This window comes from Pedococcus sp. 2YAF34, assembly GCF_052114585.1.
In the GTDB taxonomy this organism is placed as follows: domain Bacteria; phylum Actinomycetota; class Actinomycetes; order Actinomycetales; family Dermatophilaceae; genus Pedococcus.
Genome location: NZ_JBFRFA010000007.1, coordinates 55,683 through 67,364, shown reverse-complemented (window position 1 = coordinate 67,364; position 11,682 = coordinate 55,683). Strand labels below are relative to the sequence as shown.

Below are 11,682 nucleotides of genomic sequence, written 5' to 3'. Positions count from 1 at the left end.
GTACCAGGACGCTGCTCTCAGCTCAGGCGACCATCACCCTCTACTGCGCTGATGACGGCAGGGGCCGGCGCGTCCCTGGCTGCCGCAAGCCCCAGCCCTCACCGCCACCACAAGTCCAGTCCTCAGACCCGTTCGGCCGGCTTCCGTACCGGCATCGCAGCCGGACGCCTCCCAGCCAAACAGGCTTGAAGTCACTGCACAGACCCGCGCGGCCACCTCACGCTGTCGGCCGACAAGTCTCGCGAGGCGTGTGCCCCCCACGTGCCCCGGGCCTTGAAGAGGAGCCCGACCATGCAGTGATTCCGATGCCAGCCGGAGCACGCCCACAACAACCGCGAAGGCCAAGGATGCCTTCGCAATGAGAAGGTCAGGGGTTCGAATCCCCTCAGCTCCACCGCACGACGAAGGACCGGACGCGAGAGTGTGTCCGGTCCTTCTTCGTTTGGTGGACGTGTGCGGGTGGTTCGGGGGACGGCCACAGCGCAGCGGTAATGGCCTGCGTTCAGTCCAGGGACTTCCCGGAGACGTAGGCCACCGCCCGCTCGACGTCCTCGACCGTCCAGGTGGGTTCGGTCGGGGACGCGAGGTTGTGCCTGCCCTCGTCATTGAGGAACCGCAGCATCGGTTCCGACGGCTGCTCGCCCATCGTGTCGGGGGTGCCGTCGTCCACCCACCTCGCGTGACCCTCTGCGTCGATGACGTAGACGACGTCCTGGTGGTGCACGTCGTACGTCAGCGGGGCGCCGGTCCACCAGTCTGTCGGGGCAGGCGAGACGTCCTCTGCCGCCTTCTGCTGGTCGACGCCGAGGAACGCCCAGAGCCTGTCGAGCGCGCGGTGGTCGCCGGTGGCCAGGGTCCAGTCCTCCTCGGCGCCGAACAGCTTCTCGTACGCCGCCAGCCGAGGCACGGTGTCGCGCGCCGGGTCGACGGTCGCCTCGACGACCTCGACGTCACCGGACAGCCCGTGACGCCTGACGGCCCGTGCGACGTCACGGAGGTTGACGCTGGTCAGCGGGCAGACCTCCTGGCAGAGCGTGAGGAAGTCACCCAGCACCACGGTCTTGCCGCGCAGGGAGGCGAGGGTGAAGCGGTGGCCGTGCTGGTCGACCAGGGGCAGGTTCGCGATCGAGTCGGGCACCGGCTCGTCCACGACCGTGCCCGAGGGGGGAGCCGCGTCCGTGCTCGGCCGGGACGTGTCGGCGCTGGAGCAGCACGCGAGCAGCGGCACGGTGGCCGCCAGGGTCAGTGCCGCTGCGAGCCGCCGGCTGCGAGCCACGCGGCGTGCGGCGGTGCGGGCGGTGCCTCGCACCGCGGTCGTGCTCGTCGTCATGGGGGTGTGCCCCCTCCCGGTGTACGAGTGGTGTGGTCGCGGGCCAGCTGCGCCAGCCAGGCGTTGTATGCGGTCAGGACCGCGTCGTCGCGGTCTGCGGCCCGGTCCGCGCGGCGCGCCTCCCGGTCGCTGGCGCGAGACCACTGCACGAACAGTGCCGCCACGACGAGCAGGGTGGGGATCTCGCTGAACGCCCACGCGATGCCGCCGCCGAGCTGCTGGTCGGTCACCGGGGCCGTGCCCCAACGTGCCGGGCTGGTCGCGAACGTCCGCACGAGGAGGGTCGTGCTCGTCATGACGATCACACCGAAGAACGCATGGAACGGCATGGCCACGAACAGCTCCAGCATCCGCAGCACCGGGGTCGTTGCCCGCGGGCTGGGGTCGATGGCCATGATCGGCCAGAACAGCAGGAGGCCGACGGCCAGGAAGTGCCCCAGCATCAGGTCGTGGCCCCACCACGTCCGCATGGCCGCGTCGAACACCGGCGTGAAGTAGAGCCCGTAGAGGCTGCCGATGAACAGGGGCAGCGTCACCACGGGCCTCGCCGCCACGGACAGGACCCGACTGTGCAGGCAACGGACGACGCCGCGCCGGACCTGCGCCCCGGCGCCCTGGGCGGGCAGGGCCCGCAGGCACAACGTGACGGGTGCTCCCATGAGCAGCAAGAGCGGTGACAGCATGCTGAGCACCATGTGCTGCACCATGTGCACGCTGAAGAGCCGCATGGCATAACCGTTGACGGCGGTGGCCGTGACGGCGACGACCGTCAGGAGCCCGACGGTGAAGCTGAGCCACCGTCCGACGGGCCACGCGTGCCCGAGTCGTCGCAGGCGCGCTGCTCCCACGGAGTAGAGGAGCCAGGCGAGCAGGCACAGCAGCGGTATGACGGGGAGTGGTTGCGGGTGCCAGGCCAGGAGGCGGCCGAGCTCCGGCGGATGCATCGGCATCCACATCAGGGAGCCGCCCTGTCCCGCGGTCACGGTCGCTGCACGGCACTCGACGGCTGTGCCCGGGAGCCATCCTGTGCCGCGACACGTCGCGCGTTGAACAGGGCACGGTAGTCGAGCCAGCCCACGACGGCCCCCTCGGCGGTGACCACCGGCAACGCGTTGGTGTCGTCGCGGGACAGTGCGTCCGCGGCGGCTGCCAAGGTGTCGCTGTCACGGATGACGGTGGGGACCTCGGTCGCCAGCGAGGCCGCCGCGGCGTCGTGTCGGCCGTCTGCCAGGGCGTCCGAGACGCCACGGGCCGTGACCACGCCCAGGTAGTCGCCGTTCTGGGCCAGGACGGGGAGGACGCCGAACCGGCTGGCGGCCAGCGCCGTGGTGACGTCGACCAGTGCTGCGTCCTCCGACACCGGCTGCGGTACCGGGTCCATCACGTCGCGCACCTGCAGGCTGGGCTGGCTCGGGGCGATGGCCTCGGGACGGCCGAGCGCCACCCCGCGGCGCCGCAGCTTGAGGGTGTAGATGGTGTCGGGGGAGATGAGGTGGCTGACGCCCGTGGCCAGCACGATGGCGGCCATGAGAGGCAGGATGATGGTGTACTCGCCGGTCAGCTCGAACATGATGATCACGGCCGTGATCGGCGCGCGTGCCGCGCCGGCGAAGACCGCTCCCATGCCGATGAGGCCGTAGGCGCCGACCGGTCCGGCGATGCCCGGGGCGAGCACGTGGGCAGCCTCGCCGAACCCGGCGCCGAGCATGGCCCCGATGAACAGGCTGGGCGCGAAGACCCCGCCGGAACCGCCGATCCCGATGGTCAGGCTGGTGGCGACCATCTTCCCCAGCAGGAGGAGGAGCAGGAAGGCGACCGTGTACCTGCCGCCGACCGCGGCGCCCAGGACTGGGTAGCCGACGCCGTACATCTGCGGCAGCACCAGCAGGAGCAGTCCGAGGACGATCCCGCCGACCGCCGGACGCAGCCACTCAGGGCCACGCCAGACCCTGTCGCACAGGTCCTCGATGGCGTAGAGCACCTTGGTGAAGAGGACCCCGGCGCCCCCGGCGACCAGGCCCAGCAGGGCGAAGAGGAGGTACTCCGTGGGGTGCTTCACGGTGAAGGCCGGGAGCTGCAGGAAGGGAGTGTCGCCGAGCACGGCCCGGCCGATGACGCTGGCGGCGACCGAGGAGAGGACGACCATGCCGAACGCCTGGGCGGTGAAGTCCGCGAGGATCAGCTCCATCGCGAAGAAGACCCCGGCCAGCGGAGCGTTGAACGTGGCGGCGATCCCGGCGGCTGCCCCGCACGCCACCAGGACCCGCAGCCGGACCTCGGGCACGCGCAGGACGCGTCCGACGGTCGAACCCAGTGCGGACCCGATCTGCACGATCGGACCCTCGCGTCCCACCGAGCCGCCACCACCGATGCACAGGGCCGACGCCAGCGCCTTGACCCCGGCCACCTGGGGGGCGATCCGACCACCGCGGTGCGACACGGCGTACATCACCTCGGGCACGCCGTGGCCCCGTGCCTCGCGGGCGAAGAAGTGCACCAGGGGGCCGTACAGCAGGCCCGCGGCGACCGGCGCAGCGACCACGAACCACCGCCCCAGCCCGGGTAGCCCCGGGTGGGCGGCGCCAGCAGCGCCGGCGTAGTCCGCGTGCCCCGAGAACAGGAGCGTGAACGTGCGGATGAGCCACCGAAAGAGGACCGCGAAGCCTGCCGCCACGGCTCCGACGGCGAGTGACAGGGCGAGCAGGCCGGCACTGGACGTACGCAGCGCGGCACCGACGCGGCTCCCCGTCATCCCCGCGAGCCTGCGAGGAGCGCCGACCCTGGTCGCGGGCAGGGGCGAGGACGGCTCAGGACTCCAAGGCATGAATTGCATGATGCAATACTTGCCCGCTCCAACACAAACCGCGGCACCGTGGCCGCGGTCCCTGCGTGGGAGGGAGGTCGGCCTGCGTGCCCGACCCCGTCAGTCCGGCGCGGTGACCAGGGTGAGGCCGTCCCTGACCCGGGCGCTGATCTCGTCGAGGTCGTGGAGGCGCTCCACGGCGTCGGTCATGGCAGCTTCGTCGTGGCGCTCGCGTGCGCGGAGCAGGGATGCCCGCGCCTGCGAGACCTCGTTGGCCAAGGCGGACCTGAATGCGTTCATCGGGTGGGCTCCTCGAGTTCGGTTGGGGTGGGGGCGCAGCGGCGGAGCACGGCGCCCGCGCCGTACGGCACGTCAGTGAACAGCTCCGCCAGGAGTCGGGCAGGGTCCAGGTCGAGCAGGTGCGCGGGTGACTGAAGGTTCTGTGACAGCACGGCGGGTCGTGCTTCGAGCGCTGAGGCGGACAGCAGGAGCAGCAGCTCGTCCGGCCCCATCGCGACGAGCTCGCGACCCCCAGGGTCTGCTGGCGCAGTCCGGCAGCTCGAGGCGCCGACCAGGAGCGCAGGCGGTGCCGCCTGCCTGAGCACCATCGCTTCGCCCTCGGCGGTGCAGGCGACGGCGGTGAACCCGGCCTCACTGCCGTCGCCTGCCGGGGCGTCGGCCACGACGACCTCGATGAGGTCCGGTCGCCGTTCCACCCGGGCGACCCCAGCCCGCTGCTCGACGGCCCACACGGTCCAGTCGCCAGTGCCGGAGCTCGACCGCACGAGGGTCGGGCCGGCCACGTGGATCGTCATTGCCGCCCACCGTCGCCCAGTCGCAGGCCGCACCGGCGCAGCACATCTCGGTTGGAGGTCCGCGCTCCTCGCACCTCGAACTCCACCCCGGCGCGGGCACAGCTGCGCTTGGCCCACAGCAGGGCCGCAACAGCGCTCGAGGAAGGGCGGTCGAGGTCCGAGACGTCGACGACCACCCGGCCTGCGTGGGACAGCAGCACGTCGGCGACGGTCGAGCGCAGTCCCAGGAGGTCCTGGGTCAGTGAAGCCTCCCTCAGCGTGGTGGAGCGGGCGTACGTGGCGGACTCGTCGATCGCGGTCATGGCACCTCCTCGAGCATCACTCGAGAGTGGCCCAGCCATGTGACGGACGCCGGTGCCGCCACTTTGCGGTTGCATGACGAATGCCCTTCGCGCGCACGGGCACCCGACGTGCGGGAGGTCGCACTGGCAGAATGCGGGTGATGGCCACCACCCTGCTCGTGCTCGAGGACGACGAGGGGATTCGCAGCTCACTGTGCCTGGCCCTGGAGGCAGAGGGGTATCGGACGATCCCCTTCGGTCTGGCCGAGGACGCCCTGGCGGAGCTGCCGCGCTTGTCGGTGGACCTCATGCTCGTCGACCTCATGCTCGGCGAGATGGACGGGTTCAGCTTCGTGCGCGAGGTGCGGCAACGCAGCGACGTGCCCATCATCGTGGTCAGTGCCCGCGCCGACACCCACGACATCGTCGCCGCCCTGGAGTCGGGAGCCGACGACTACGTGACCAAGCCGTTCCAGGTCAAGGAGGTCTCCGCGCGGCTGCGTGCCCTCCGCCGGCGCCCGCCGGCCATGACGAGGTCGGCCGAGTCCGAGTCCGTCGTGCTCGACGGCACGGACGGACCACTGGTCCTGGAGTGGTCCGCCGGCATCGTGCGACGGGGGGAGGAGGAGATCCACCTGACCACCACCGAGTTCCGCCTGCTCTGCGAGCTGAACCAGCCCTCTGGGCGGGTGCTGAGCCGTCAGGTGCTGCTGGACCGGGTGTGGGAGCGCGACTACTTCGGCGACGAGCGGATCGTGGACGTCCACATCCGCAGGCTGCGGACCAAGATCGAACGTGAGCCCGGCAGTCCGCGGCTGCTGGTGACCGTCCGCGGCCTCGGGTACCGGTTCGACCGGCGTGCGTGATGGCGCGACAGCCCCTCGGACTGCGAACACGGATCACCCTCGTCTTCGCTGCCCTCGCCCTGGCGGTCTCCACCACCCTGGCGCTGGGCACCTACCTGACCGCACGCCACTACCTGCTGGTCCAGCGCGCGCACACCGCGGCACGACAGGCATTCGTCGACGCCTCCTTCGTCCGAGAAGGGCTGCTCACCTCGGGTGCCGAGGTCGACGACGTCCTCGCGTCGACCTCGCCACCCGCCGGAGCGGTGCTCGTGCTGCACCGTGGTGGACAGTGGTACTCCTCTTCCCTGGGCGTCGACCGAGACGTGGTCCCGGCGCAGCTGCGGGACGTGGTGGCGTCCGGGGCGGCCTCCAGCGCGTGGTCCCGCCTCGACGGCGAGCCCGTCATCGCGGTCGGGACACCGCTGACGGCCGTCGGGGCAGAGGTGTTCGAGGTGTCCACCGCCAGGGAGCTCTCGTCCACTCTGGACACCCTCCGACTGGCGCTGGTGGGCTTCGCGCTGCTCACCGCGGTCGGGGGCGCCGCGATCGGGCGTGAGGCGGCTCGCCGAGTCGTCGCCCCGCTCGACGGGATCGCCACCGCGTCGGCCCGGATCGCGGGTGGAGACACACGCGCCCGTCTCCAGCCCACCCGTGACCCAGACCTCAGCGTCATCGTGGGTTCGTTCAACGCGATGGTCGAGGCGCTGCAGGAACGGCTGGACCGTGACGCGAGGTTCGCGGCGGACGTGGCGCACGAGCTGCGGTCGCCGCTCACGGCGATGACGACGACGGTGGACGTGCTGGAGCGTGCCCCGGACGAGCAGCACCGGACGCAGTCGGTGCACCTGTTGCGTCGTGAGGTCGACCGCCTCGGCCGTGCACTGGAGCAGCTGCTCGCCCTGGGCCGCTTGGAGGCCGGGGTCGGCGAGGGGCAGCGAGGACGTGTCGACCTCGTCGAGCTGGTGCGCAACACCTTGGTCCACACCCACCGCCCGGTCGAGCTGCTGCGGGCACGGGCGGCGGTGCCCCCACGCGTGGATGTGGACAAGGCCGCGATGCTCCGGGCCGTGACCAACCTCTTGGACAACGCCGACCTCCATGGCGACGGGGTCGTGAACGTCGAGGTCGGTCGGCAGGACGCGTGGGCTGTCGTGGTGGTCGACGACGCCGGCCCTGGTGTCCACAAGGAGGACCGGCTGCGCATCTTCGAACGGTTCGCACGGACCGGCTCACGAGCCGCCAGGCCGGGCTCGGGCCTCGGGCTCAGCCTCGTGTCGGAGACGTTGCGCTCCCACGGGGGCGACGTCAGCTGTACCGAGTCGCCCCAGGGAGGGGCGCGCTTCGTGATGCGTCTGCCTCTCGCCGAGGAGGGCCCCCCGGGTGGGGTCGACGATCGTGAGGAGGAGGCGTCGTGAGCTCGAGGACCTCATGGCTGCGCCTGGGGGCCGTGTCGGCGGTCCTCCTGCTCACGGGATGCGGAGCGCCTGACCACACGGTGCCCGTCACGATCACGCAGGTGCCCTATGACCTGACGAGCCCGTCGGAGGAGGCGCCCGCCACTACGGATGCGCACGTCACGTCCCGGCCCTACGTGTACCTCGTGCGGGAGCAGGTCCTCGTCCCGGTGAAGTCCCGTAACGACCGGACCACGGACCCCGCGGTCGCGGTGACCGACGTCCTTGCGCAGCTGGCCGATGGTCCCTCGGAAGGCGAACGTGCAGCCGGTCTGTCGACCGCCCTGGGGCCAGGGACGTCCATCCGGCTCAGCGGGATCGCCGCAGGAGTGGCCACCATCGACCTCGCCCCGGGCGACCAGGTCCCTTCCGCGTCCCGCGTCCCGCTGGCCGTGGCCCAGGTCGTCCTCACCGTCACGTCCGTGCCGGGTGTCGACCAGGTCCTGGTCACGCGGAACGGCGAACCCGTCGAGCTGCCGCTCCCGGGGGGCGCCCTCACCGGTGCGCCCGTGGGAGCCAGTGCGTACACGCCCCTGACGAGAGGCGGCGCCCCCACCGCGACGTCCGAGTCCGAGCCGCCGCCGAAGTGACGGTGGATTGCATCGTGCAAAGATTCGGGATGACCAGCTTGATGGCCGCCTGGGACCACGAGGTGCCGAACACATGGGGAGAATGTTGAGTGTTTGCCGACGAATCAGAGGTTGACGACCTCGTCACCGCGCTGCTCACCGCGTCCCGGGTGCTGGTGGGGGTCTCCGCGCGGTCCTTGGCCCACCTCGACGAGTCCGTGACGGTGACGCAGTTCCGGGTGCTCGTGGTGCTGCGTGGGCACGGTGAGACTCGCCTCAACCTCTTGGCGGAGCGGTTGGGGGTGAGCCCCTCCACCGCCTTGCGGACCGTCGATCGCCTCATCGCCGCTGACCTCGTGACCCGCCGCGAGAACGACCAGGACCGGCGGGAGGTGGTCATCGACCTGACCGCCCGCGGGGTCCAGGTCGTCGACGAGGTCACCGCGCAACGGCGCTCGGAGATCCGGGCGATCGCCGAGACGATGCCCCGCGCCGAGGCGCGGCAGCTCGTCAGGGCGCTGACGGCGTTCGCCGCCGCCGCGGACGAGCCCGCAGCCGCCCTCGACGCCGCAACCGTGTGGGGCTGGTGACCCACACCGGATGACCCGGCTCCGAGGACCCCCTGCGGTCCCCAGAGCCGGGTCGCTTGGTTCCCCGGGTTCAGTCGGTCCTCTGGGTCACTCGGTCAGCCGGGTGGCGAGTGCCTCCGGCAGCCCGGAAGGAGCGGCATACCGACGTCGCAGCTCGTCCTGGTCCGGGACCAGCCCGAGGCTCTCGATCTCACGGGCGATGGCCGCCACCTCGACGTCCGGTCGGTCCTCCCGAGCCCTCGACTCGCCGCGGAGCTGTGCGGCGACAACCGCGTGCGCGGTGTCTGGTGCGAGGCGGTGGTTGGGCTTCAGCTGGACGATGTTTCCGTACGACATCCGATGAGCCTCCTGTCGTTTCCGACGAACAGTGGTGAGGGCGGACGCACGACTGTGGGCTCCGCCCTCGACTCCACCCTCGCCGCCCCTCATGAAGATCGGGCGGTCGGAGACTTTGCATTCATGTGTCATCTGGCTAGCTCTGGCTACTGGGAAAAACCGTTGCGTTGTGCAATGCTTGATTAAGGCAACGATATGGTTGGGGGCGTTTGGCTATGCGGGTACACCCCGGGTCGGACTCCGAGGCGGCCGTCGGCCTGCACGGGCTGACCAAGCGGTACGGCAGGCGACGAGGCATCCGGGACGTGACGCTGCGGGTGCTGCCGGGGGAGGTGCTGGGATTCCTGGGTCCGAACGGGGCAGGTAAGTCCACGACGATCCGGCTGTTGATGGGACTGCTGCTGCCCACGGCGGGGGTGGTCGAGGTGTTCGGGTCTGACCCGCGTCTGGATGTGGTGGTGCGACGTCGTATCGGCTACCTGCCCGGTGAGCTCGCCTTGTTCCCCTCGCTCAGTGGCCGGGAGCTCATCGGGCGCGTGGCGCGCGTCCGAGGTGGTGTGGAACCACGGGAGATCGACCGGCTGGTGGGGCGGTTGAAGGTGGAGCTCGACGGTCCCATCCGTTCTCTCTCCAAGGGGAACCGGCAGAAGATCGGTCTCGTGCTGGCCTTCATGCACCGGCCGGACCTGCTGGTCCTGGACGAGCCCAGCTCCGGACTGGACCCGCTGCTCCAGGACGAGTTCGAGCAGCTGGTCCATGAACGGGTCTGCGAGGGCGCGACCGTGTTCCTCTCGTCGCACGACCTGGACGAGGTGGACCGTGTGGTGGACCGGGTCGCGATCATCCGCGCGGGCGAGCTGGTCGGCGTCGACACGGTGGACAGCCTGCGCACACGAGCACCACGCCTGGTCGAGCTGCACTTCGCGGGACCCACGGACCCCTCGTCCGTGCTGGCCGTGCCGGGTGTTCGCGCCCTCGACGTGACCGCCACGAGGGTGCGGCTCGAGGTCACCGGCCAGCTCGGCGCGCTCCTGCATGCAGCAGCGCCCCTCGGCGTGGTCGACCTGACCGCCCGACCGGTCTCACTGGATGCCATCTTCCGTTCGTTCTACGAGGACGGGCCGATGGGACGGATGACCCATGCGAATTGACCTGACCCGGTTGGACCTGCGGCTGCGAAGGCGCGGTCTGTGGGCGTACGCGCTCGGAACCGGTGCCTACGCCCTGCTGATCGTCGTGCTCTACCCGTCGTTCAGGCATGACACGTCACTTGACCAGCTGATGCGAGGCAACCCCACGCTTGCTGCCCTCTTCGGCGTCTCCGGGTCCTTGACCTCTCCCGCCGGGTGGTTGAACGCAAACCTCTACGCCAACATCGTCCCCCTGTCTGCACTGCTGCTCACGATCGGCTATGGAGCGGCAGCCGTGGCGGGGGAGAACGACGATGAACGCCTCGGCCTGCTGGCCGCCCTGCCATTGAGCCGACGCACGCTCTTGGGCCAGAAGCTGTTGGCCCTGGGCGTGCTGTCGACGCCAGTGGCCCTGACGACCCTTGCAGCCGACCTCGTCGGCCGCTTCTACCAGCTCCAGCCTCCGTGGCCGGGACTTGCCGGGGTCACGCTCGGCGTCGCACTGACCGCCTTTCTCTTCGGATGCCTGGCCCTTGCCATCGGGTGCCTCACCAACAACCGGGGGGCCGCCATCGGCGTCGCCTCAGCGGCCGCAGCTGCCTCGTATGTCATCAGCTCCCTGGCCGGCACCGTCGCCTGGGTGGACCGCTTGCGCCTGTTCTCACCGCTGTACTGGTCGGTCGGCCAGAACCAGGTCGAGAACGGTCTGTCGCTGACGTCCCTCGCGGCGCTCGTCCTCACCATCGCCGTCATCGCCGGAGTCGCTGTCTGGAGCTTCGACCGGCTCGACCTGCGCTAGGCCCGGACGGGTCACATCGCGGCCGGTGGCCGCGGCCACCACGGGGCGTCCTGGTCCAAAGGCAACCCCAAGGGGCACAGGATGTGGACGAAGCGTGAAACGGTCTTGTCACCGGAGCCCAACGCCCTACCCGTTCCCCGAGGGACCCCAGACCGACGCGGTCCAAGGCCGCTAGGGACATCATTTCGACTCTACCCTCACGTGAGGGTAGAGTCTTGAGCGGCGCACGGCCTCGTCGCGCCCTACGCCGGTGAGTGCGCGACGGTCCTGCTCCCGCTTCCTGCAGTCCCTCGTCGAAAGAGATTGATGACCCACGCACCCGCCGGGCACCGCCTGCAGATCGGCGACGTCGCGGCCCGGACCGGGCTCAGCCTGCGCACGATCCGCCACTACGAGGAGGTCGGCCTCCTGCCCGAGGCCGAGCGCAGCACCGGAGGCTTCCGCCTCTACTCCGAGGACGCCGTGGCGCGGCTGCTGCTCATCAAGCTGATGAAGCCGCTCGACTTCACCCTCGAGGAGATGCGCGACCTGATCGAGGTCAGGGAGCGCCTGGCCGGTCCGAGGCTGTCGGCCAGGACCCGCGCTTCCCTCGTGGAGCGTCTGGCCACCTACCAGTCGCTGGTCGAGCACAAGCTCGCCGACCTGCGCGGGAAGGTCGACAGCGCCCAGGCCTTCGCCGACCAGCTGCGCGACGAGACGCACTAGCCACCAAGACATTCCGCCTTCG

Annotated in this window: 14 protein-coding genes; 7 read left to right on the top strand and 7 right to left on the bottom strand. The window is 70.5% G+C overall.

Translation table 11 applies throughout. The features are described from left to right. Positions 1-502: 502 nt before the first annotated feature. The 6 genes from AB4Z02_RS05900 to AB4Z02_RS05875 form a co-directional block, all read right to left on the bottom strand. On the bottom strand, positions 503-1,330 hold the full coding sequence (locus tag AB4Z02_RS05900; RefSeq protein WP_441969995.1) for an SCO family protein: 828 nt from the start codon (positions 1,328-1,330) through the stop codon (positions 503-505). Continuing rightward, entirely contained in the window at positions 1,327-2,313 is a 987-nt protein-coding gene (locus AB4Z02_RS05895; RefSeq protein WP_441969994.1) for a cytochrome c oxidase assembly protein, read from the bottom strand. The genes AB4Z02_RS05900 and AB4Z02_RS05895 overlap by 4 nt, the downstream gene beginning before the upstream one ends. Beyond that, on the bottom strand, positions 2,310-4,082 hold the full coding sequence (locus AB4Z02_RS05890; RefSeq protein WP_441969993.1) for a chloride channel protein: 1,773 nt from the start codon (positions 4,080-4,082) through the stop codon (positions 2,310-2,312). Before AB4Z02_RS05890 ends, AB4Z02_RS05895 begins: the two co-directional genes overlap by 4 nt. Positions 4,083-4,253: 171 nt before the next feature. Next, positions 4,254-4,433, bottom strand: a complete 180-nt coding sequence (locus AB4Z02_RS05885) for a hypothetical protein (protein WP_056881908.1) — start codon at positions 4,431-4,433, stop codon at positions 4,254-4,256. Next, a complete protein-coding gene (locus AB4Z02_RS05880) occupies positions 4,430-4,948 on the bottom strand; it encodes a hypothetical protein (RefSeq protein WP_441969992.1) in 519 nt (172 codons plus the stop codon). The genes AB4Z02_RS05885 and AB4Z02_RS05880 overlap by 4 nt, the downstream gene beginning before the upstream one ends. Continuing rightward, on the bottom strand, positions 4,945-5,250 hold the full coding sequence (locus tag AB4Z02_RS05875; RefSeq protein ID WP_056881906.1) for an STAS domain-containing protein: 306 nt from the start codon (positions 5,248-5,250) through the stop codon (positions 4,945-4,947). Before AB4Z02_RS05875 ends, AB4Z02_RS05880 begins: the two co-directional genes overlap by 4 nt. 140 nt (positions 5,251-5,390) lie before the next feature. Between AB4Z02_RS05875 and AB4Z02_RS05870 the strand changes: the two genes are divergently transcribed. The 4 genes from AB4Z02_RS05870 (at position 5,391) to AB4Z02_RS05855 (ending at position 8,690) form a co-directional block, all read left to right on the top strand. Continuing rightward, positions 5,391-6,095, top strand: a complete 705-nt coding sequence (locus AB4Z02_RS05870; RefSeq protein ID WP_056882060.1) for a response regulator transcription factor — start codon at positions 5,391-5,393, stop codon at positions 6,093-6,095. After that, entirely contained in the window at positions 6,095-7,492 is a 1,398-nt protein-coding gene (locus tag AB4Z02_RS05865) for a sensor histidine kinase (RefSeq protein WP_056881905.1), read from the top strand. Before AB4Z02_RS05870 ends, AB4Z02_RS05865 begins: the two co-directional genes overlap by 1 nt. Beyond that, the gene (locus AB4Z02_RS05860; RefSeq protein ID WP_441969991.1) at positions 7,489-8,121 is read left to right on the top strand and encodes a GerMN domain-containing protein; all 633 of its coding nucleotides are present in this window, start codon (positions 7,489-7,491) and stop codon (positions 8,119-8,121) included. The genes AB4Z02_RS05865 and AB4Z02_RS05860 overlap by 4 nt, the downstream gene beginning before the upstream one ends. Positions 8,122-8,210: 89 nt before the next feature. After that, complete coding sequence (locus AB4Z02_RS05855) at positions 8,211-8,690, top strand: MarR family winged helix-turn-helix transcriptional regulator (RefSeq protein WP_056881903.1); 480 nt, start codon at positions 8,211-8,213, stop codon at positions 8,688-8,690. A gap of 87 nt (positions 8,691-8,777) precedes the next feature. Here the strand turns inward: AB4Z02_RS05855 and AB4Z02_RS05850 are convergent, their stop codons facing one another. After that, positions 8,778-9,026: a hypothetical protein gene (locus AB4Z02_RS05850; RefSeq protein WP_441969990.1), complete on the bottom strand. Its 249-nt coding sequence runs from the start codon at positions 9,024-9,026 to the stop codon at positions 8,778-8,780. A gap of 215 nt (positions 9,027-9,241) precedes the next feature. Here AB4Z02_RS05850 and AB4Z02_RS05845 point away from each other — a divergent pair, with 215 nt between their 5' ends. From AB4Z02_RS05845 to AB4Z02_RS05835, 3 genes are all read left to right on the top strand, one after another. Next, complete coding sequence (locus tag AB4Z02_RS05845) at positions 9,242-10,177, top strand: ABC transporter ATP-binding protein (RefSeq protein ID WP_441969989.1); 936 nt, start codon at positions 9,242-9,244, stop codon at positions 10,175-10,177. Further along, positions 10,167-10,955: an ABC transporter permease subunit gene (locus AB4Z02_RS05840; RefSeq protein ID WP_441969988.1), complete on the top strand. Its 789-nt coding sequence runs from the start codon at positions 10,167-10,169 to the stop codon at positions 10,953-10,955. The genes AB4Z02_RS05845 and AB4Z02_RS05840 overlap by 11 nt, the downstream gene beginning before the upstream one ends. A 306-nt stretch (positions 10,956-11,261) precedes the next feature. Continuing rightward, positions 11,262-11,660 (top strand): MerR family transcriptional regulator, encoded by a 399-nt coding sequence (locus AB4Z02_RS05835; RefSeq protein WP_441969987.1) that lies wholly within the window; start codon positions 11,262-11,264, stop codon positions 11,658-11,660. Positions 11,661-11,682 lie beyond the last annotated feature (22 nt).

Bases quoted from the DNA above. Each gene is read 5' to 3' on its own strand.
- AB4Z02_RS05845 (WP_441969989.1), top strand. From the start codon at position 9,242: ATGCGGGTACACCCCGGGTCGGACTCCGAGGCGGCCGTCGGCCTGCAC.
- AB4Z02_RS05890 (WP_441969993.1), bottom strand. From the start codon at position 4,082: ATGACGGGGAGCCGCGTCGGTGCCGCGCTGCGTACGTCCAGTGCCGGC.
- AB4Z02_RS05840 (WP_441969988.1), top strand. From the start codon at position 10,167: ATGCGAATTGACCTGACCCGGTTGGACCTGCGGCTGCGAAGGCGCGGT.
- AB4Z02_RS05870 (WP_056882060.1), top strand. From the start codon at position 5,391: ATGGCCACCACCCTGCTCGTGCTCGAGGACGACGAGGGGATTCGCAGC.
- AB4Z02_RS05885 (WP_056881908.1), bottom strand. From the start codon at position 4,433: ATGAACGCATTCAGGTCCGCCTTGGCCAACGAGGTCTCGCAGGCGCGG.
- AB4Z02_RS05875 (WP_056881906.1), bottom strand. From the start codon at position 5,250: ATGACCGCGATCGACGAGTCCGCCACGTACGCCCGCTCCACCACGCTG.
- AB4Z02_RS05850 (WP_441969990.1), bottom strand. From the start codon at position 9,026: ATGTCGTACGGAAACATCGTCCAGCTGAAGCCCAACCACCGCCTCGCA.
- AB4Z02_RS05865 (WP_056881905.1), top strand. From the start codon at position 6,095: ATGGCGCGACAGCCCCTCGGACTGCGAACACGGATCACCCTCGTCTTC.
- AB4Z02_RS05880 (WP_441969992.1), bottom strand. From the start codon at position 4,948: ATGACGATCCACGTGGCCGGCCCGACCCTCGTGCGGTCGAGCTCCGGC.
- AB4Z02_RS05835 (WP_441969987.1), top strand. From the start codon at position 11,262: ATGACCCACGCACCCGCCGGGCACCGCCTGCAGATCGGCGACGTCGCG.
- AB4Z02_RS05900 (WP_441969995.1), bottom strand. From the start codon at position 1,330: ATGACGACGAGCACGACCGCGGTGCGAGGCACCGCCCGCACCGCCGCA.